The sequence below is a fragment of the Thermohalobaculum sediminis genome (genome assembly GCF_023487995.1).
In the GTDB taxonomy this organism is placed as follows: domain Bacteria; phylum Pseudomonadota; class Alphaproteobacteria; order Rhodobacterales; family Rhodobacteraceae; genus Thermohalobaculum; species Thermohalobaculum sediminis.
Genome location: NZ_JAMFKN010000011.1, coordinates 91,076 through 111,375 on the forward strand (window position 1 = coordinate 91,076; position 20,300 = coordinate 111,375).

Annotated in this window: 22 protein-coding genes and 2 pseudogenes; 8 read left to right on the plus strand and 16 right to left on the minus strand. The window is 61.5% G+C overall.

The annotated features are described in order from the left end of the window. Positions 1-5: 5 nt before the first annotated feature. From M1105_RS18450 to M1105_RS18465, 4 genes are all read right to left on the minus strand, one after another. Positions 6-560 carry a cupredoxin domain-containing protein gene (locus M1105_RS18450; protein ID WP_249581853.1) on the minus strand — a complete coding sequence of 185 codons (555 nt, stop codon included), beginning with the start codon at positions 558-560 and terminating at the stop codon, positions 6-8. Between the two features lie 16 nt (positions 561-576). Next, positions 577-756 carry a hypothetical protein gene (locus M1105_RS18455; protein ID WP_249581854.1) on the minus strand — a complete coding sequence of 60 codons (180 nt, stop codon included), beginning with the start codon at positions 754-756 and terminating at the stop codon, positions 577-579. A gap of 363 nt (positions 757-1,119) precedes the next feature. Continuing rightward, entirely contained in the window at positions 1,120-1,293 is a 174-nt protein-coding gene (locus tag M1105_RS18460; protein WP_249581855.1) for a DUF6522 family protein, read from the minus strand. 12 nt (positions 1,294-1,305) lie between these two features. After that, positions 1,306-1,725, minus strand: coding sequence for an RrF2 family transcriptional regulator (locus M1105_RS18465; protein ID WP_249581856.1), 420 nt, complete (start codon positions 1,723-1,725; stop codon positions 1,306-1,308). A gap of 87 nt (positions 1,726-1,812) precedes the next feature. On the opposite strand from M1105_RS18465, the gene M1105_RS18470 reads away from it, so the two are divergent. From M1105_RS18470 to M1105_RS18495, 6 genes are all read left to right on the plus strand, one after another. Next, entirely contained in the window at positions 1,813-2,268 is a 456-nt protein-coding gene (locus M1105_RS18470; RefSeq protein WP_319936806.1) for a group III truncated hemoglobin, read from the plus strand. 16 nt (positions 2,269-2,284) lie between these two features. After that, positions 2,285-2,641: a hemerythrin domain-containing protein gene (locus M1105_RS18475; protein WP_249581857.1), complete on the plus strand. Its 357-nt coding sequence runs from the start codon at positions 2,285-2,287 to the stop codon at positions 2,639-2,641. A 31-nt stretch (positions 2,642-2,672) separates the two neighbouring features. After that, positions 2,673-3,377: an IS6 family transposase gene (locus tag M1105_RS18480; RefSeq protein ID WP_249581858.1), complete on the plus strand. Its 705-nt coding sequence runs from the start codon at positions 2,673-2,675 to the stop codon at positions 3,375-3,377. A 651-nt stretch (positions 3,378-4,028) separates the two neighbouring features. Continuing rightward, positions 4,029-4,967, plus strand: a complete 939-nt coding sequence (locus M1105_RS21010) for a glycosyltransferase (RefSeq protein ID WP_406600643.1) — start codon at positions 4,029-4,031, stop codon at positions 4,965-4,967. 428 nt (positions 4,968-5,395) lie between these two features. Further along, positions 5,396-6,475: a glycosyltransferase gene (locus M1105_RS18490; protein WP_249581859.1), complete on the plus strand. Its 1,080-nt coding sequence runs from the start codon at positions 5,396-5,398 to the stop codon at positions 6,473-6,475. Between the two features lie 77 nt (positions 6,476-6,552). Beyond that, positions 6,553-7,359, plus strand: coding sequence for a rhamnan synthesis F family protein (locus M1105_RS18495; protein ID WP_249581860.1), 807 nt, complete (start codon positions 6,553-6,555; stop codon positions 7,357-7,359). A 43-nt stretch (positions 7,360-7,402) separates the two neighbouring features. Here M1105_RS18495 and M1105_RS18500 read toward each other — a convergent pair whose 3' ends face one another. The 8 genes and pseudogenes from M1105_RS18500 to M1105_RS18530 form a co-directional block, all read right to left on the minus strand. Further along, positions 7,403-8,452, minus strand: coding sequence for a class I SAM-dependent methyltransferase (locus M1105_RS18500; protein ID WP_249581861.1), 1,050 nt, complete (start codon positions 8,450-8,452; stop codon positions 7,403-7,405). Between the two features lie 7 nt (positions 8,453-8,459). Continuing rightward, a complete protein-coding gene (locus tag M1105_RS18505) occupies positions 8,460-9,974 on the minus strand; it encodes a flippase (RefSeq protein WP_249581862.1) in 1,515 nt (504 codons plus the stop codon). Between the two features lie 19 nt (positions 9,975-9,993). Continuing rightward, positions 9,994-10,884: a glucose-1-phosphate thymidylyltransferase RfbA gene (gene rfbA, locus M1105_RS18510; protein ID WP_249581863.1), complete on the minus strand. Its 891-nt coding sequence runs from the start codon at positions 10,882-10,884 to the stop codon at positions 9,994-9,996. Continuing rightward, a pseudogene (locus M1105_RS18515) lies at positions 10,881-11,549 on the minus strand (SDR family oxidoreductase). Before M1105_RS18515 ends, rfbA begins: the two are co-directional and overlap by 4 nt. 4 nt (positions 11,550-11,553) lie before the next feature. Continuing rightward, positions 11,554-11,766, minus strand: a pseudogene (locus tag M1105_RS21015) (sugar nucleotide-binding protein); the annotation flags it as partial. After that, positions 11,763-12,806, minus strand: coding sequence for a dTDP-glucose 4,6-dehydratase (gene rfbB / locus M1105_RS18520; protein ID WP_249581864.1), 1,044 nt, complete (start codon positions 12,804-12,806; stop codon positions 11,763-11,765). The gene rfbB and the pseudogene M1105_RS21015, both read right to left, overlap by 4 nt. Next, positions 12,806-13,363 carry a dTDP-4-dehydrorhamnose 3,5-epimerase gene (rfbC, locus tag M1105_RS18525; protein WP_249581865.1) on the minus strand — a complete coding sequence of 186 codons (558 nt, stop codon included), beginning with the start codon at positions 13,361-13,363 and terminating at the stop codon, positions 12,806-12,808. Before rfbC ends, rfbB begins: the two co-directional genes overlap by 1 nt. 177 nt (positions 13,364-13,540) lie before the next feature. Beyond that, a complete protein-coding gene (locus M1105_RS18530; RefSeq protein ID WP_249581866.1) occupies positions 13,541-13,738 on the minus strand; it encodes a hypothetical protein in 198 nt (65 codons plus the stop codon). A gap of 450 nt (positions 13,739-14,188) precedes the next feature. On the opposite strand from M1105_RS18530, the gene M1105_RS18535 reads away from it, so the two are divergent. Then, positions 14,189-14,869 (plus strand): IS6 family transposase, encoded by a 681-nt coding sequence (locus M1105_RS18535; protein ID WP_249581867.1) that lies wholly within the window; start codon positions 14,189-14,191, stop codon positions 14,867-14,869. Between the two features lie 199 nt (positions 14,870-15,068). Here the strand turns inward: M1105_RS18535 and M1105_RS18540 are convergent, their stop codons facing one another. Together M1105_RS18540 and M1105_RS18545 are read right to left on the minus strand one after the other, a co-directional pair. Further along, positions 15,069-15,911, minus strand: coding sequence for a HalD/BesD family halogenase (locus M1105_RS18540; RefSeq protein WP_249581868.1), 843 nt, complete (start codon positions 15,909-15,911; stop codon positions 15,069-15,071). Positions 15,912-16,151: 240 nt separating this feature from the next. Continuing rightward, on the minus strand, positions 16,152-17,042 hold the full coding sequence (locus M1105_RS18545; RefSeq protein WP_264759719.1) for a methyltransferase domain-containing protein: 891 nt from the start codon (positions 17,040-17,042) through the stop codon (positions 16,152-16,154). A gap of 875 nt (positions 17,043-17,917) precedes the next feature. On the opposite strand from M1105_RS18545, the gene M1105_RS18550 reads away from it, so the two are divergent. Continuing rightward, positions 17,918-19,534 (plus strand): adenylate/guanylate cyclase domain-containing protein, encoded by a 1,617-nt coding sequence (locus M1105_RS18550; RefSeq protein WP_249581869.1) that lies wholly within the window; start codon positions 17,918-17,920, stop codon positions 19,532-19,534. 117 nt (positions 19,535-19,651) lie between these two features. Here M1105_RS18550 and M1105_RS18555 read toward each other — a convergent pair whose 3' ends face one another. Continuing rightward, a complete protein-coding gene (locus M1105_RS18555; protein WP_249581870.1) occupies positions 19,652-20,071 on the minus strand; it encodes a nuclear transport factor 2 family protein in 420 nt (139 codons plus the stop codon). A 112-nt stretch (positions 20,072-20,183) separates the two neighbouring features. Next, positions 20,184-20,300, minus strand: a 117-nt coding sequence (locus M1105_RS18560) for a transposase (protein WP_249581878.1), incomplete at its 5' end; no start/stop codon positions are given.

Consider the following 20,300-nt stretch of genomic DNA (forward strand, 5'->3'; position numbering starts at 1 on the left):
CTCCCTCAGTCCACGACGCGGATGCGCCCGGTCATCGTATGATGGCCGATCCCGCAGAACTCGTTGCAGATGATGCCGAACACGCCGCTGCCGGTGGGTGTCAGTGTGACGACGTGCTCGTATCCCGGGTGGACCGAGATGTTGATGTTCGTCGGTTGCAGAGAGAAGCCGTGCTGCCAATCGGCCGACGACAGGTGGATGCGATAGCTCTCGCCGCGCTTCAGCTCGAGGATCGGCCAGAACTCCCACAGCCGCGCGAGGATATAGGCGTCGCCCCCCGCCGGCGGGCGGACCACCGGCACGCCATCCTCCTCGATCGGGTTGCCTGCGGCGTCCACTGCCTGGAACTCGCTGGCGAAGGCCTCGACCTTCTCGGAATAGGCGTCCGGCTGGATCTTGTAGGTCTCGGAAGACAGGTTCTGCTCGCCGATAAAATGCCAGGCGATCATGAAGAAGAACATGAACAGGCCCCAGAGGAACGCGATCACGATCCAGCCAAGCTCGATGCCGTGGATCGGCTCCTTCCACCAGAGGCGGTTGGACGGAGGGGAAATGGCCATGGCTCTGTCTCCCCGATCAGTTGGCCACGGGGACCGAGGCGATCTCCATCACGCCCCAGACCAGATACAGAACCGTGGGTATGGTGATCCCGAGGAAGAGCAGCAGGAAGGGATTGTCGAGAACCTGCTGCATGAATGGCACGCGCTCGGGCCGTGTGGCCTCATCGCGCTTCGGTCCGTTGTCGACTTCGCTCATTCTGGATGCTCCTCCCCAGGTTTCCAAAATGGCGGCGATCGGCGCAGCGGGTCCCTGCCCGCTTCGTCCCCACCGCTCATGGCGTGGCTTTCGTCGCGTGAACTTGCCGGGCCAGCGGCGTTGCCAAGGGGCTTTGCCGTGCCGCGCCGGGATACTTCGGGCTGTTGGTCCGGGAGATCGGTGCGCCGGCGTCGCCGCGGTTCGGTGCGGTTCGCGATCTCAGTCTTTCTGCGTGACGCCGCCGGACCGGTCATGAAATAGACCCTCCCGGAGGCACGGTATATTGGTATCGAGAATACTTATTTGATCTAAGTCAAGGCACGCGGAAGAATCATCGTCAGCCCGTCAGGCGCGGCCGTAATGTTAGAGCGTCAGCCGAAAGCGACCTTCGTCATCGCCCACGCACATCTCGGTGCGGCCCGAGATGACGCCCTGCCGCATCAGGCAAAGCACGGCGCCCGGATCGAGGCCAAAGGCGTCGTCGATCAGGCCGGCGTCGATCAGGAACCCTTCGGGCCCGATGGTCACATCCGGCATCTTGTACCGCCCTCAGACCCCGCCCTGCCCCGGCTGGAGCGCGACGTCGGCCAGCGTCGAGCGGTCGAGCACGGCGAGAAACGCCGCCTCGGCGATGCGCAACCGTCCCTTGAGCCGGCAGTGCCCGTCGATAATGCAGGCTCCGCCGTCGGCGCCCAGACATTCCACGAGCGGCTGGCCCTCCTCAAGCAGGCGAACGACAGCACCCAGCCGGATCTCGTCGGCCGGCCGGGCAAGGATCGCCCCGCCCCCGCCCCCGCGGCGCGTCTCGATCAGCCCGGCGCGGGCGAGGTGCTGCATGATCTTGGCGAGGTGATTGCGCGACAAGCGGAACTCCTCTGCCAGCTCGGCCGTCGAAAAGGCGCGTCCGGGGGCACTCGCCATGCGCATCAGCATGCGCAGGCCGTAATCGGTGAAGGAGGTGAGACGCATGGTCGCCGGGGGTTCCTTTGAATTGGTATTTACAATACCTATTAACAGCGTTAGACCCGATTGCAAGGACGAAACCGGGAGACTGGCGTGACCGCCCCGAACGAGCCACCGCGCATCGCCTCGGCAAGGCCTGGCATGACGGCCGCCATCGCCGACGCGACAGGCCTCGACGAGGATATCCTGCGCGAGCTGGTGCACCGTTTCTATACCCGCGTGCGCGCCGACACGATGCTGGGGCCGATCTTCGCGGCCCAGATCAACGACTGGGCGCCGCATCTGGACCGGATGATCGCCTTCTGGTCGTCGGTCGCGCTTATGACCGGGCGGTATCACGGCCGCCCCGTGCCCGCGCACACGCCCCTGCCGCTCACGGCGGAGCATTTCGAGCGCTGGCTCGCCCTGTTCCGCGAGACGGCGCACGAAATCTGCACACCCGAAGGCGCCGCGCTCGTCATCGAACGGGCCGAGCGGATCGCGCGCTCGCTGCAGTTCGCGGTCACCGAGGCCCGCGCCGACGCCGGCACGATCCCGGCTCTTCGCTGACGAAAGGATGCCGATCATGACCGACGCCGCGCCCATCCACGATACCGCTGCGCTGACCCAGTACATCGAGACGCGCTACCACGCGCTCCACCGCGAGCAGCTGCCCCAACTCGCGGCGATGGCCGAAAGGGTCGAGAGCGTCCACGCCGGCGACGCCGACGTGCCAGCCGGCCTGTCCGGAATCCTGCGCCGAATGATCGGCGAGCTGGAGGTACATATGAAGAAGGAGGAACTGATCCTCTTTCCCGCCATTCGCAAGGGCGGCATGCCCGGCATCGAGCATCCGATCGCGGTGATGCGCGCCAATCACGACGACCATGCCGCCGACGTGGCCGAGATCCGCCGCCGGTTCTGTCAGGGCAATCCCGCTTGAGGCGGGATGCCGCCCTCCCTACCCTCGCAGCATGAGCAGACGCAGCCCTTTCCGCTACTTCAAGACGTCACCCGAGATCATCCGCCTGGCGGTGATGATGTATGTGCGGTTCCCTCTGTCGCTTCGAAATGTGGAGGACTTGCTGCACGAGCGGGGCATCGACATCAGCCATGAAACAGTGCGGTTCTGGTGGCACCGATTTGGCCCGATGTTCGCCGCCGAGATCCGGAAACGACGCGTCGAGGGCATGCGGTCAAGCCGCTGGCGGTGGCACCTCGACGAGATGTTCGTGAAGATCAACGGCGAGATGCACTATCTGTGGCGAGCGGTGGATCATGAAGGTGAGGTCCTGGAAAGCTTCGTCACGAAGACCCGCGACAGGAAAGCCGCATTGAAATTCCTCAGGAAAGCAATGCGGCGCCACGGCCCGCCTGAGGTGATCGTCACTGACAGACTGCGATCTTACGGTGCCGCCCTCAAGGCGGTCGGTGCTGCCGGCCGACAGGACACCGGTCGCTGGGCGAACAACAGGGTGGAGAACTCACACCAGCCACTTCGACGACGCGAGCGGGCGATGCTCCGGTTCCGACGCATGCGAAGTCTGCAGAAGTTCGCCACCGTCCACGCCTCCGTCTCGAACCACTTCAATCAGGAACGCAGCCTTTCAAGCCGGCACATGTTCAAGGTCAACAGAACCGCCGCACTTGAGGAGTGGCGTCAGCTCGGCGCAGCCTGAAGGCCGACGTTGACAGCCAATCTGAGACTGGTTCGCATTCGTCTGACACCACCGTCCCGCGTTCTATCGGGCCTCGGCCTAATCTGCCGTTCGCGTTCTAGGCCGTGGACTCGTAAACACCGAGCCACAGGCGGATCGATGCGAGTTTGACGAAGGCGAGGAAGTTCGCGGCTCGCTTCTCGTATCGGGTCGCGATACGGATGCAGCGCTTGATTCGGTTGAAGAACCGTTCGAGCAAGTTCCGATCCCGATAGAGGACCGGGCTAAAGCAGATCGGATCTCGCCGGTTTCGCCGGGGCGGAATGTTCGCTCAGCCCCCCCCGCTAACGATACCGATTTACGGATAGCATCCGCGTCACATGCCTTGTCGGCCAGCAGCATCCGATTTTCGGGCAAACCTCTGAGTAGATCCATGGCACAGACGCTGTTGTGCTCATGCCCGGGAGCCAAACCGGAGAGTCCCTAGCCCGGGTGCATGGCACATAACAATTTCTGGGCACAAGGCATTGCGCTTAGAAACATTTCATGGCGACCCTGGCAGGAGTGAACCCGCCCAATACAGTCAAAAGCTTGCTTGCGAACGACGTCTCTTACGCCTACGCATCATATCAATGGGTTATAGGGATCCATGGAACGCTGCCAGGCCTTAGAATGAATATCTGCATCATCGGTCCTGTTTCGCCCCTTTGGGGCGATATCGCGCGTCATACGACTGCTCTTGCACTGGAACTCGCATCACGCCAAGGGATCAATGTCTCAATCGTTTCGTTCTCAAAGCGAACTCCGAACTCGACCTATGGCGCTCAGAGCAGCGGCGATCTAGCGTGCACTGCGCCTAAAGGCATCCGGACGTCATATTGCTTGGACGTGGCAAATCCGTTCAGCTGGCTTCGCGCAGCAAGAAGGGCGCTAAACGACCGGCCTGATCTTGCGATTATTCCACTGTGCTCTTTTCGCGCTGCCCCGGCTCTGGGTCATGTCACGCGAGCACTTCGTCGGCGGGGGATCCCAGTCGTCACGATCGTCCACAATCTTGACGACCTCGGCGCTGGGGCGGTGCGAGCACTATTGAGTGCAATGCAGGCACGGCCGTTGACGCGCTTCGTTACCCACACAGCCGCGCTGGCGGTCGAATTGGGGCGTCGCTTTCCGGGTATACCGGCGATGATCGCGCCGCTTCCCACACATGACCATTTCCCACAGCCACGTGGCGCTCTTCCGCGGAGGGCATATCGCGAGATCCTTGCCTTCGGGTCGAAACATACACCCAACGGGCTTGACGTACTTCTGCGAGCCATAGCGGGCATGCGTTCAACGGACATCCATCTTTCGATCGTTGGCGACTTGCAGTGGGCAAGGGAGGCCACTGACACCTTGATTTCCGAGCTCGGAATCACAAGCCGGGTCGAGTTCGTGCCGCGCCAACTGTCCAGCACTGAGGTCACCGACCACTTTGAGCGCTGCGATGCGGTTTTCACCCCGGAACCATCCGGGGGGAGGATTGGCAATAGTCACGCTGAGCCACAACCATCGGCGACCGGTGCTCGCATGCGATCTGCCGACCCTCGCACAGGCGGTGATCCCCGGTAGAACAGGATGGCTGTTTTCAGCTGGCGATCCGGAGGCACTGAGCCGGCTATTGGAGGATAAAGTGAGCCGCAATGCCGCGGCTGAAATGGCTACTCAAATTGCGGATCTGAGAGAGAAACGCTTATGGCAAGGCTTGGCCAGTATCGTCACCAAATAACCGGCATTGTCACAGATATGCGATTTTTGAGCGCCAAGAGCGCGCCACTCGCTCGTCAATCCACTATGCGAATTCATGATGGGAGTGAAGACTGTTGCACAATTCTGAATGGAAAAGAAGTTAATTATCTTAATTACATTATTTATCGGTTCAAAAAATATATCTCCACGCCGGGAGTGAAAAATTGAGAGTAATACTGTGGGGCACCTACGACACGGGAAAGCCGCGAAACCGCATACTTAGGGCGGCACTGAGCGAGGGCGGCATCGAAGTGATCGAGATACACTCAGATATCTGGAGCGGCATCGAGGACAAGAGTCAAGTCAAAGGGCTTGGAGCGAAGCTGAAGTCGCTCTTGACCTGGATCGGCTCCTATCCGCGTCTCGTGCTGCGGTATTCGCGGGCACCAGAGCACGATGCCGTCGTCGTTGGCTATCTCGGCCACCTTGACGTGTTGATCCTTTGGCCGTTGGCCCGACTCAAGGGAAAGCCGATCGTTTGGGATGCCTTCCTTTCGCTCTACGACACGATCGTCCAGGACCGGAAACTGGTCGGCCCAGGGCATCCTATCGCTTGGTTCGTGTGGGCCTGGGAATGGCTGGCATGCCGCGCCTCCACCCGAGTGGTCCTCGATACCGCCGCCCATGCGGCGCTTTTCACGGGGCTCTACAGGCTTCCGGCTCGACGGACCGCCGTGGCGCTGGTCGGCGCCGAGACGCTCTCCTTTGACAGGGAGGCCGCCCAAGGCGCCGGCGTCGCGATTCAACGGCCATCTGCCGGGGATGAGCTGACGATCCTGTTCTATGGTCAATTCATCCCGCTCCACGGGATCGACACGATCGTCAGGGCGGCGCAGCGCGCTATAGGTCGACCGTACCGGTGGGTGCTGATCGGCCGTGGCCAGGAGGAAGCGAGGATTCGCGCCCTGATCGATACGGGTCCAAGGTTGAACCTCGAGTGGATCTCCTGGGTTCCCTATGGCGATCTCATCAACTGGATCACTGGATCAGACCTATGTCTCGGGATTTTCGGCGACACGGGCAAGGCGTCCCGCGTCATTCCGAACAAGGTCTTCCAGATCCTGTCGGCCGGCCAACCGCTGGTGACGCGGGACTCGCCCGCGATCCGCGAGCTGCTGTCAGAACCCATTCCGGGCGTCTACCTTGTGCCGCCGGCCGACCCGCAGGCGCTGCTCGATGCGATCGAGCGGTTCCGCGCAGATCGGTCGGCGATCGCCGCTGCGGGCGGGGAACTGCACGCCACCGCACGCGAGCGGTTCGCGTTGCCGGCGCTGGGCGCGGCGTGGCTGTCGATCCTGCAGGAGGTCGGCCGCGAACCTGCGGAGGCATGAGGCGGCGAGCGGTTATCGCGCAGGAACCTGGCATGGTGAGTTAGCTAGGCGCGCCCCGATTTCCGGAAGGAGCATGAATGTTGAGCCCAAAGCGACGCCTCGTCATTCTGGTGCAGTACGACCCCGGGGGCGGGCTTCCTGCCTTCGTCAGGATTCATCTCGAGGGATTGCGGCCCGTCGCCTCTCGCCTTGTCCTGGTGTCGAATTCGCCAATGACTAGCGACGCCCGGCTACGTGCCGAGAGCATCTGCGACAAGGTGATCTTGCGCGATAACATCGGGTGGGATTTTGCCGGCTGGCGCGATGCACTCACGACCGAGGACATGCAGGCATGGGATGGCGTGATTCTCACCAATTCCAGCATCGTCGGCCCGTTGTTCCCGCTTGATCCGATTGTCGAGGCAATGGAGGCGCGCGGGAGCGACTTCTGGGGAATGGTTCATTCACGCCATATGGGCTCGCATCTGCAGAGCTACTTTCTCGCCTTCAGCCCGCAAGTAATCCGGTCGGAGACGTGGCGAAGGTTCTGGGAAGGCGTCGAGGACTTGCGGGACAAGCGGCAGGTGATCCGCCGCTACGAGGTCGGACTGACCCCCATGCTGCGCGACGCCGGCTTCTCCTTCGGCCATCTAATCGATGATCCGCAGTTTCCGAAGTCGCTTAGGCTGGTTCATATCGACCGCCTCAGGAGCAGACTGCGTGTGCCGATGAACGTGAACTATGTGAACAAGACCGTGGAACTGCATGAAGAAATGATCAAGGCCGGCATGCCGTATCTCAAGGCGTCGCTGCTCTGGGGAAAAGACATCTATCGGATGAAATGCATCAATAGAATTAAGGAAATTTCGGGAATAAAATACCCGTGGAGCGAAATTGTATTTTAAAAAATTAATATTTATAGAAAATAAATTGGAATGACGTCGAAAATCATCTTTTAGCTCGCAACAATATCTCCTCGCCCGTAGTCGAAATAATCGAAAGACGCAGAGATGCAGAAATCTGAAACAGCCTTGCCAAAATACTTTGCCACACATTCCGCTTCGGCAGCATGTCCAAGCGACTGTAGCGCTTCAAATTCCAGCTCGCCAAGCCAATTCCGTGGGAGTTCGCGATGCTCGATCGAGCTTCGACATTATCCCAGCCGATCTCGCGCATTAGACGCAGTGCAGAGCTTTGCGTGAAGATGTGCAGATGCCGCGGCGGCTCCAAGCCGCGCCAGTCAGTACCGAATAGTGAATGACACCAACTCGCCGCGTTCGGCGTGATGCAAACGAACTGCCCTTCCGGTTTCAGGATCCGATAGCACTCGCGGATCAGTAAGCGCGGGTCGGGAACGTGTTCGAGGACATGGTTCATGACGACAGCATCAAATGATTGGTCGGGATAACGTTGGTGCTCGAGACTCCCTACCTGGATCGTCAGTCCGCGCGCGCGACCCGCGTCGACGGCCTTTTCGTCGAAGTCGATTCCCTCGCATTCCCATCCAAGTCTCGCCATCCGCTCAAGTGCTGCGCCGCTGCCGCATCCGACATCGAGGAGCCGGCCGCCTTCGACATGTTGCAGATCGAACACTTGGAGCGCGAGTTGCGCGCGAAAACCGGGCGCAAGCGTCAGAAGCATCGCCGGCAGCCGCGAGCCGTTGGGACCATAGGTAGCGCGCCAGTACGCGCGCTTCATCGCCTCGCGCACTGAGCCAGTCAGCGTCGGCTGATCACCAGTCGAGTGCGTGTAATAGGTCTGGTAAAGCTTGGGCAGATCCTCCACGACCGGCATGGGATCGAGCCAGAGGAGGCCGCATCCTGCGTTCTGGCATCGTCGGAGCGTCCATTCTCCCGGCGCCCCGAACAGTCTGTCGCGCAGTCCTGAATAAAGGATATCGCCTACGCTGTCGCAAACGTGGCACCTGGGCTCGGAGTGCGTGCGAACTGATCCGGCGCTATCTGCCGGAACGCTCAACTCAGCGTCGCAGGTGGGCATTGGCTTCTCATCTCAGCGCCTGTCGAAAGCTCAGGAATCGCCGGTCCTCGACCGACAGGGCGAACATCCATGTCAGCACGACGCAAAGCCCGACGACAGCCCCGGAAAGAACGATCCGAATGCTGCCGCTGTCAACGCTTGCGACGAGCACGGCCAATGTTGTTCCAAACGCGAGAATTGCGGCGGCGCGGACGAGCGGTGCTGCTGGACAGTCGGCCACACGCGCTGCGGCTATTGCCAGGAGGACCGCATCTGCAGTCACGCGAATTGTCCATGCAGCGGCAGCGCCCTCAATCCCGAAGCGGGAGACACTCCACCATAACAGGACCAGGTAGAACGGGGCCTCGGCAAGGTGGAACTTGGCCGTGATGTCGGCGCGACCCAACCCCTGGATTAAGGCAAAAGCAATCTGCGCCAAGCAATTAACCAGAACGCCGATAGCGAGAATGCGAAGAACCGTTGCACTCTCGCGCGCGAATTCTTCGCCGATCCAGACGTCCAGCAGCTCAGTTGCAAAGACGACAATCAGGAAGACAAAAGGGAAAAGCGCGGCAAACGCATATTTGAGGCCGCTGACGAAGAGACGTAGCGTCCGGCGCGGATCGGAGGACTTTGCAGCGGCCGCGAACGCAGGAAAGAGCACGGCGGAAATGGCGGCCGGTACGATCAGGAGGCGGGTCACGATGTCGTAAGGCGTCGCGTAGAATGCCGTCGCTGCAACAGACACGAGCGACCCAATTAGGAAGCGGTCGAGGAACAGCATCATGGGGCCTACGATATTCGAGACGGTCATCCAGCCCCCAAACCGCATCAACGGGACCACCGCCGGAATCTGAATGCGGATCCTTTCGCGGAGCTCGGGCTGCACCCCAAGGCAGAACCAAAGATAAAGCGCGCCGTCGGCCACGCGGCTCAGAACGACCACCACCACCGCTGGAACGAGGCTGTCGGAGAATAGAAGGAGGAAGAGCGGGCCGAGCATCGTCAAGGAACCCAGTGGGATCCTGACCGCGTTGACAATCGCGAACTTGAGGTGAGCTTCAAGGATACCTCTGAGGGCTTGGCTGAAAGTGAGGAACGGGACCGAGGCCGCGACGAGAAGGAAGCTTGTCCGGGCTTCGCCGACGAGCTCCTGCGGCATGGTCAGAACCGTCTCGACAAGCCAGGGGGTCGCGGCTGCGAGCGCGACGCCGCCCAGGAGGCCAAGCAGCCCCATCAGGAGAAGCGCGGTCCAGATGGTAGACCCTAGGCTCGAGCCTTCGGCCCGATCGGTTCGACCAGCCACCCACTGTGTTAGTGCGCGGCTCAAGCCAAGATCGAAAAGTGTGAAGTAGCCCACTGCCGCCCATACGAGCGCAAGGACGCCGAATCTCTCAGTGCCATATTCGGCCACGAGAACCGGGATTGTGACAAGGGCGACGAGTAGCGGCACACCCTGACCGAGAAAGCTCCATAGCGCCCCCGCGGCGAGCACGGGCCTGCTGGCGGTGGTGTCCGTAGCTTCGTCGGGCGCGCGCTCCATCGGTGGGCGGCCTCCCCCCTTACCGCACCGAGGCCCGGGATGGCCCTTCGCCGAGCAGGCCCAGCAGGTATTCCCCGTAGCCCGACTTCGCCAATCGCTCGGCTGCCCGGGTCAATTCCGCGTCGTCGATCCAGCCTTTGCGCCAGGCGATCTCCTCTGGCGCAGCGATCTTCAGGCCCTGGCGCGCCTCTAGCGTCTGCACGAACTGCGCGGCCTCGAGGAGCGAGTGGAACGTGCCCGTGTCCAGCCAGGCGAAACCCCGGCCCATCTGCTCGACGTGTAGGCGACCACGCTCGAGATAGGCGCGATTAACATCCGTGATCTCCAGCTCGCCCCGCCCCGAGGGGCGGACCGCGGCAGCGATGTCGAGGACGTCGTTGTCGTAGAAGTAGAGCCCCGTCACGGCAAAGCGGGACCGGGGCCGCTCTGGCTTCTCCTCGATTGCAGTGGCGCGTCCGTCATCGTCGAAACTGACCACACCATACCGCTCGGGGTCGCGCACCTGGTAAGCGAAAATCGTCGCCCCCTGCTCGCGCGCCATCGCGGTGGCCAGAAGATCGTAGAGGCCCTCGCCGAAAAAGATGTTGTCGCCGAGGATCAGCGCGACGCGGTCGCCGCCAACGAACTCGCGGCCGATGATGAATGCTTGCGCCAGCCCCTCAGGGCGCGGCTGCTCTGCATAGGTGAGCCTGATGCCCCACTGCGCGCCATCGTCGAGCAGCTGCCGGAAGAGCGGCGCGTCATGCGGCGTGGTGATCACCAGGATATCCCGGATCCCGGCCAGCATCAGGGCCGAGAGCGGATAGTAGATCATCGGTTTGTCATAGACCGGCAGGAGCTGCTTCGAAACCGCGAGGGTCAGAGGGTGCAAGCGCGTGCCGGAGCCGCCGGCAAGAATGATGCCCTTCACTGCGCGGCCTCCTTGCCGATCCGGTCCAGGACCTCGGCCAGCGCCTCGCGCCAGGGGCGCGCCGGGAAACCGAAGGTCGCTTCAAACTTGGTGAAATCGAGACTTGAGTTCGCTGGGCGGCGCGCCGCGGTCGGGTAGTCCGCGGTGCCTATCTTTTCGATCTCGGGTGTCCCGCCGATCAGCCGTCGTGCTTCCGCACCTGCCAGTATCTCGCCTGCAAATCCCGCCCAGCTCACGTCCCCGTGCCCCGCATAATGGTAGATCCCCTATCGGCTATCATTCGCCGATGCCCCATCGAGTGTCGCAACCACCCGACCGCACGCGCGGGCGAGATCGAGCACAGAGGTCGGATTGCCGCGTTGATCGTCGACGACCCGAAGTTTCTGCTTCCCTGCGGCGAGGCGCAACATGGTGCGCAAGAAGTTTTTTCCCCAAGGCGCGTAGAGCCAGGCAGTGCGAATGATGACGGTGCGCGGATTGGCCGAAAGCGCGAGGCGCTCTCCGTTCAGCTTGGTCGAACCATAGACGCCGAGGGGGCTTGTGGGGTCGTTCTCCCGCCTTGCGTGCATGCCGACCCCATCGAAGACGTAGTCCGTCGAGACGTGCAAAAAAAGCTGCTCCCACATCCGCAGCGGCGGCAGAGAGTTCCTCGACGGCGTCCGCATTGATGCGTTCGGCCAGCGCCGCCTCGGTCTCGGCGCGATCGACGGCGGTATAGGCGGCCGCGTTGACGACCCAAGAAGGCCGAACGCGTGCCACAACGCGGGACGCCATTCCCGGCGCGGTAAGATCAGCCTCGGCACGATCGACGAAGCGCCACCTGAAGAGGTCCGACAATGCCACGGCAAGCTGGCCGGTCTTGCCGATCACCAGCACCGTCACGAGCCAAGCACTCCGAGACGTTCGCCGCCGTAGCGACGCTCACGGATCGCCCGCCACCACGTCTCGTGCTCGAGATACCATGCGATGGTGCTGTCCAGACCCTCCTCGAAAGTGAGTTCCGGCCGCCACCCGAGTTCCCGGTATATGCGGTCACCATTTATGGCATATCGCTTGTCATGGCCAGGACGATCGGCGACGAAAGTGATCAGCCGGTCATGGGGCGCTCCGCCAGGATTGAGGCGGTCCATGATTGCCGCGATGTGACGGACGAGGTCAATGTTGCGCCGTTCGGAATTGCCCCCAATGTTGTAGGAGCGCCCGGGGGTGCCGCGCGTCAGCACTCGCCAGAGCGCGGCCGCGTGATCGCTTACATGCAGCCAATCCCGCACATTTTCGCCCGCGCCGTAGACGAGCATCGGATGCCCCAAGCGAGCCGCGATCACCATGACCGGGATCAACTTCTCGGGAAATTGCCAGGGGCCGTAGTTGTTCGAGGTGTTCGTGACGATGACCGGCAGGCCGTATGTCTCTCCCCATGAGCGGACCAAATGATCCGACGCCGCCTTCGACGCCGCGTACGGGCTATTGGGCCGATAAGGCGAGTCTTCGGTGAAGGCGGGCTCGTCAGGCCCGAGGCTGCCATAGACCTCGTCCGTCGAAACGTGGTGAAAGCGAAATTCGTTCCGACGGCCCGCCCTCCATCGCCGCACGGCCTCGAGCAATGTGAATGTCCCGTGCACGTTCGTCTCGAGGAACGCGGCTGGTCCATCAATCGAGCGATCAACATGGCTCTCAGCGGCGAGGTGCACGACCGCGTCGGGCGTCGTCTCCTCGATCAGGGCGTCCACAAGGGGTCGATCACAAATGTCGCCCCTGACGAACCGATAACGCGGGCTCTCGGCGGCCTCCCCCAGAGCGTCCGGGGTCGCGGCATAGGTCAGCTTGTCGAGATTCACGATGTCGGCGTCGGTCTCGCGGATGAGCCGCCGAATGAATGCGGAGCCGATGAAGCCCGCGCCTCCTGTCACCAGAATGCGCATCACGTCTCCCACTTGAACGGGCTCGACCAGTCCGCGAGCGTTGGCGCCTTACGATCCTTCTCCGACAACCGCGGCGCTCCGTCGAGCGGCCACGTGATCGCCAGCTCTGGGTCGTTCCAGGCGATTGCTCCGTCGGCCACGGCGTCATAGGGGCGATCGACCTTGTAGACCACCTCGCAGTCGGGTTCGAGCGTAAGAAAGCCATGGAGAAACCCCTGCGGCACCAGAAGTTGAGCCCAGTTCTCCGCCGAAAGCTCGACGCCGTACCACTGCCCCTCGGTCGGCGAACCACGCCGCACATCTACCGCAACATCCCAGATGCGCCCGCGCGTGCAGCGCACCAGTTTTGCCTGCCCGACCGGAGGCGCCTGGTAGTGCAGTCCACGTAGCGTCCCCGCTTCTCGGGAGAGTGAGTGGTTGTCCTGGCACCAATCGAAGTCGATACCCGCCTCGCGGAACAGTCGACGCGACCAGACCTCCGAAAAGAAGCCTCGCTCGTCCTCGAGGCGAATCGGATGGATCAAAACAAGCCCACCCAGCGGCAATGCCTCGAACATTGCCTGCTCGTCCGCCCATATTCGCCCACCCAAGCCTTGGAGCTCCCCTTGCTACAGCGTCGCGAAGCCTACCAGATGGGGTCGTGCCGTTGAAGCGGCGCCGTCCGCCTCATCTTCATTTGAATCCAGAGTCATATAATGGATTTATCACGATCGAATCCTTCTCTATCGAATTATTCAATCATTATTATATGATACAAGTATCATCCCGTCGGAAATTTTTACCTCCAGCTTAGATCCATCTGATATTTTGATTTTTAATATTTTTTCTTCCTCGGCAGACTCGGATAACGCCCCAGAAAGCTGAGCAACCTTCCAACCAATTTCATCGTGGAAGATTCTGTGGATTTCTGGATCTATAATTAATACGCTCAAAGCCTCTTCCCCACCGAGCGTCTTAGAGTCGCACGCTTCCTAAGTGCGACCGGAAGGACGATTCTCACTTTTGATCCCCATTTACGTCACAACGATTAGAGAGGTTCAACGCTTCTTTGTTGTGACCCCCGAAGATCATCCAGCCGAAGCCGAACCCGGGGCGTCACTCTGGAGCTGTCGCGCCGACGGAGCAACGGGCGGCATACGCCGCTGGCGTCTGGCAGCCGATCACAGAACGGGCATCTCCGGGCGTCAGGTCGCCTTCTCGAGGGAACAGTTTCCGAAGCACACCCCGACCTTGATCGGGGTGATCGTGTCGTTGCCCTGGGTTCCGCCCTTGCTGCTGTTGCATCGCTTGTGCATCGGAACGAGGTTCCGCTTGTCCTGGTAGGCGGTTCTGTCAGGGCAATCCCGCTTGAGGCGGGATGCCGCCCTCCCTACCCTCGCGGCATGAGCAGACGCAGCCCTTTCCGCAACTTCAAGACGTCACCCGAGATCATCCGCCTGGCGGTGATGATGTATGTGCGGTTCCCTCTGTCGCTTCGAAATGTGGAGGACTTGCTGCACGAGCGGGGCATCGACATCAGCCATGAAACAGTGCGGTTCTGGTGGCACCGATTTGGCCCGATGTTCGCCGCCGAGATCCGGAAACGACGCGTCGAGGGCATGCGGTCAAGCCGCTGGCGGTGGCACCTCGACGAGATGTTCGTGAAGATCAACGGCGAGATGCACTATCTGTGGCGAGCGGTGGATCATGAAGGTGAGGTCCTGGAAAGCTTCGTCACGAAGACCCGCGACAGGAAGGCCGCGTTGAAATTCCTCAGGAAAGCAATGCGGCGCCACGGCCCGCCTGAGGTGATCGCCACTGACAGACTGCGATCTTACGGTGCCGCCCTCAAGGCGGTCGGTGCTGCCGGCCGACAGGACACCGGTCGCTGGCGCAACAATCGGGCGGAGAACTCACACCTGCCTTTGCGACGACGGGAGAGGGCCATGCTCCGGTTCCGGCGCATGCGAAGTCTGCAGAAGTTCGCCGCCGTCCACGCCTCCGTCTCGAACCACTTCAATCAGGAACGCAGCCTTTCAAGCCGGCACATCTTCAAGGTCAACAGAGCCGCTGCTCTCGAGTAGTGGCGTCAGCTCGGCGAGGCCTGAAAGACCCCTGCCCCAGCCAAACTGAGACTGGTTCGCATTCGTCTGACACCACCCCGCCGCGGAGTGACCCGGTCATGCACTAACAAACAACATGGAACAGTCAGATCAGGCCGCTCAGCGTAATGGACCGTACAGGCGCTCACATCGATCAGTGCTCGCCCGCGATCATTGATCTTCAATCCAGCAGGGTGTCGGACCGCTGTCCGGCCCGTTCGAAGTGGATCGGCAGGACCCGGCCATAGAGCTGCTTCGCACGCTCCGGCGTCGCCACCATGCCCGGTTTGTCGACATAGGACAGGATCGCGACGTAGCGCGGGCGGGGCCCGGAGAGCGGCGCGACCCGATGCAGGCTGTAGCGTCCGCGAAAGAGCTGGAGGTCCCCGGGCTGAAGGTGAAGCGTCCGTACCCGATCCGAAACGCCGTCGAGAACGCGCCCGACCTCGTCGAAGTTTTCGTTACCTCCGGCATCCCGGATGCCGGGCACGTATTCGAACGCGCCTCCATCCTCCGCGTTCTGGATGGCGAGCGTCACCGTGAAATTGTTCGTGTCAAAATGCCAGGGAAAGCCCGGCCCCTCCTCGGCAACGTTGACGATGGCATCGGCCAGAGGATCAGCGTATCGGAAGAACGCGTCCTCCTGCAGGCAGTCGCGGACGAAGGCGTCGAAGCCTGGTGCGTCGTAGACCGTTCTCAGCGCGCCGCTGCGCGCAAAATGATCGGCTGGCACGAATGCGTTCGAGCGATCAAAGAAGCGCCGTTTGGGGTGAGAGACGGGCAGGCCGGGATCGTCACCAGTGAAATAGGCGTTCGTGCGCGTGAAGTTCCGGTGGGCGTGGACGGCGTTGCGCTCCGCTTCCTCGGCGAGGGCCGCGACGCCGCGCTCCGTCAGAAAACCGCGAAGCACGGCGCAGCCGTCCCGCTCCAACGCCTCCCGCACCACGGCAATCCTCTCGTCGAGGTCCGGACCCGGGCGGTCGATCGGATAGCGTCCAAGGTCAATGAGGTCCCTGTAATGCATCGCGCCGCCCCTTCATTCAGCCTTTGGCCCCACGAGAGTATATTTTCGCGATCCCGTCTTTCGCGGATGCGACGCAGACGAGGTCGAAACGAGCCGAACGCCGCCGAAGGCGTTCTTGTCCCGGCTTCGCCAGACCTACTCTTCACCCGTCCCGGCCGAACGGCGAGCGGGCAGAACGGTCTACACTGGATGGTCATGGTCGGATGGAAACGCGAACGCCTCTGAGGAACGCCGATTTCATCAGCGTCTTTGGGCGCTGAAGATATAACGGTTGAGGGAAAACATATACTCGCCGGCAGCCGCCACTGCCTCCTGGTCCGCGACCCAGCGTTGCCAATCGTCATCCGAAAAGTCATCGGAGGCGGCTGCGATCGATTGCAGAAAACTTGTCGTCAACTCGGCATAGTTATCCGGGCCCGGCGTCCAGTTGAGCACGGTCATCGTGTTGCAGGATATGTTTCCGAAACCTGCTGCTCTAAGGCGCCGCGACAGGGTCCGCGGGACATAGGCATCCGCATATGGTCGAGTATAGATGTCCACGGCCTTCGCCATCAGATCGGGCTTGTAGGAGTTCCAGACCAGCGAACCCCAGTCGGTGTCGAGAACAACAATCCGCCCGCCAGGTCGCAGCACGCGGTGAATCTCCTTAAGGGCCCTGTCCTGCTCGGGCAGGAAGCACAGGAGTTGTGCGGCTGTCACGACGTCGAAAGATGCATCTTCGAACGGCAGCTCAGACGCATCACCCTGGACGAATGAAGCCCTCGGGCACACCTCGCGGGCCATCGCAACCATGGGTGCCGCTGCGTCAAGGCCGGTGACTGAACCGGAGGGGTCAACAATTTCCAGCATTTCCCGGGCCATGATGCCATTGCCGGCGCCGAGGTCGAGCACAGCTTCTCCGGGACCAAGCTCCATCGCTGCTAGGATGGCCCGCCGTTGCCCCCTCATGTCGGGCGTAGCGGCAAGAGCCTCCTGCTTTCGGCTCATCTCCTCGTCGTAGAAGTCCTTCGACATAACGGCCGCCTGAAAGGCCCGATGGCGCTCGAGATCCCAAACGGTAGCAGCTGGGGCAAGTGTGTCCAAGGGCAGGCCGTGCCGGAACTTCACGCCCTCGCAACTCCGCTGAATCATGTCGATGAAGGTGTCTTCTGTACATGTCTTATCCGCTGGACGGTCGCGGCGGGGCCGGGTTCCCAGCACCTCCGAAGGGCCTGTTCAGCACCGGCCATTCGTTGCTCCGCCGCAGGGTGTCTCAGATGCGGACCAAGCCACCGTTAGCAGATGCGGCACGATCCGCCCCAAACCGAATGCGGGGCCGACGCGACGAGCGTCATTTTTGCTGCACTGCCGCGGGCCGCTCCGGAAGCGGCCGTTCCCAGCACCTCCGAATGGCCTGTTCAGCACCGGCCATTCGTTGCGCCGCCGCAGGGTGTCTCAGATGCGGACCAAGCCGCCGTTAGCAGATGCGGCACGATCCGCCCCAAACCGAATGCGGGGCCGACGCGACGAGCGTCATTTTTGCTGCACTGCCGCGGGCCGCTCCAGAAGCGGCCGTTCCCAGCACCTCCGAAGGGCCTGTTCAGCACCGGCCATTCGTTGCGCCGCCGCAGGGTGTCTCAGATGCGGGACTTTCCGGACCCGTGCACGCGCAGCACGAACAGCCGCACCAGCGACAGTAGAAGGCAGGTGATCGGGAACGCTCATGCTGCGATGCCGCACGCTTTCCCGTTACCGGTCATTCGCGTGGGCCTCGATCGGCCTGATCGGAAGCGGCCGTCCGCTGCGCATGCACATTCGGTCCGGAACGCGGACGAACCAGTCATCAGACTGTTCTGCTCAAATGACGACGCCTGACCCAAAGCGGACCCGCTGGCGCAATTCGTTGCCAAGTCGATGCCAATCAAATCAAGCACACGCGCTTGCATTCCCGAATTGACTAAATAAGCTCCCGTCGCGTCCGGACATTCATGGGCAGAGTTGTGAAAGAGACTTCGTCGGTTGTTTTCATGGCTGACATGGTTGGCTTTTCCAGTTTGATGGAGAGCAACCGTGACGCTGCGATCGAAGCAGTCCGCTCATTTCGTGATATCTGGCTCGAACCAGTCGTGCGGGATCATGGCGGCCGCGTCCTGAAGCGACTTGGGGACGGCTGGATCATCGTCTTCGATGCGCCCGGCAAGGCTATTGAAGCCGCGCTGCGCATTCAGTCTCAGCTTGCCGCCGAGAGCAGATTGAGTTTGCGAATTGGCATTCATCACGGCGAACTCGTTCAGGACGATGCGGACGTTTATGGGGCTGCGATCAACCTCGCGAGCCGCATTCAGGTCGAGGCGCCTCCGGGCGGAGTGATGATCTCCGAAGCGCTTGCGCGACTGTTGCCAACGCCCGTCGCGCAGTTGTTCGGCGATGCCGGAAGCTTTCGACTGAAAAACATCGCACTGCCGGTCAAGCTGCTGCACTGGCGCCCCGAGCGCCGGGACAGCGCGGAGGACGAAGTTCCCACGATCGGCGTTGAGACTTTCGTGGCAGCACCTGACGATCGTGAAACGCGCGCTGCGGCCGAAGATCTGCGGGATCAACTGATCCAGCGTCTTATCAGACGCACGGGCATCCGCGTTTTTGACGACGCTGTGGGCGGGGCAGGAGGCGCGGTCTATCGACTGAAAGGGCGCATCCGCCTCGCTGGCAGGAAGGGTAGGGTCAGTCTTTCGATGATCCTCCGTGACTCGGCGGAGCCGTTCTGGTCGAAAGCGTATGACGGCGACCCTAGCGACATCTTCGCGTTCTGCGATGGCGTGATCGATAGGGCGGACACGGATCTTCGTGTTCAGATCAACTATTTCGATGGTAACCGCGTCGCGCACTTGCCCGAGGATCAACTGAGTGTTTCCGAGTTGCGATCGCGTGCGGCGACCGTTCTCCACGGCTACACGGTCGAAGCTTGGGACGAGGCACGAAGGCTCATGGCGCGAGCGCGGATGCTCGCGCCGGACGATCCGATGGCCAACGCGATGCATGCGGAGACCATCGTCGCGCTTGCTCAGGCGTACTACACCGACGTTCCGCCGGATGTTGCGTCTCGGCTCGCCGAAGACCTCGATCGCGCGGTGGAGGCCGCACCGCGCAGCGACTATGTCATCTGGGCTCGGGCATTCTTCGACCTCTATGTGACGCGGGACTTTGCGAGAGCACGTGGAGATCTGCGGCGCGTGCTCTCCCTCAGCCCGTCCTACACGCACGGGATCGACCTGATCGGCCTCGTCGAACTCGCGGAGGGCAATGTCGCGGCAGCGATCGATCACTTCGCGCGTTCGATAGAACTGACGGACACAGATCCGATCCTGCCTTACAGATATTTCCTTCTTTCCATCGCACATCTGAGTGCAGGCGACGCACACTCCTCACTCCGCGCGATCAATGAAGCGATCCAGATCCGTCCATCGGTCTGGGCTTACCATCGATTGCGGGCAGACTGTCTGAGGCGTCTTAGGGAAAATCAGGCCGCTATCGAGTGTGAAGCCCATGCCGAGAAACTATCGCCCGCACCGTCGATCTTGGCTCTGCGCGTTCCGGTGCGAGGGCGTGAAGAGAGGCTGCACGACCTTCTGACACCAAAACCATGAAGTGCGGAATTGATGCGCTGAATTAAGAGTTCGCCAGATGGCAGCGAAGACCCACTCCTAGTGGCCTGACCCAAACGCTTGCGTCCCGATAACGCTGCCCCAAACGCCTTTCATTAGTCAGCGCAGGTCGTCCGGAACCGGGTTTTCGTCCCCGGCCTGATCCCATGCGTGCGCGGCGATCGACCAGCGCCCCTCCGATTTCACCAAAAGGTATCCGCTTATATCGTGGTTCACGTCCTCGCCGTTCTCAAGCAATTCTGACATGGCAAGCACTACCGCCACGTTGCCGAAGCGAAGGATCTTCATGCCGCGGGTGTGTTCTTCAAACGAATGAAGGTTCTTTCGCGCGACAGTCTCCATACGGTCGATGAAGGCTTCCAACGATCTCGCCGTGACAGGACGCGCGGCTCCCAACAGAATGGCGTCTCGAAGGAAATCCGCCCGAAAGCGGTCCCAGTCTGGCGCCGCCTCGCTTCCCCATTTCATTGCCTCGAAATGCGACCCAATAAGCGCACGGATTTCCGCGTCATCATCCATATCATTTTCCCCCCTGTGAGAGTTCGTGCCGAAGTTCTTGGAATCCCTTATCCGTTACTTTGCAGTTTCCAACGCCTGTGAGTGACCCAGATTGGTCGGTCCAAGTTGATTGTTAGTGCATGGCAGGCGCTCGGTCGATTGAAGTGATGACTTCCGGCGCTGGCGGCCGGTATGCGAGAGTGCTATGCGGCCGGACGGTGTTGTAGTGGCGGCGCCATTGTTCGATCAG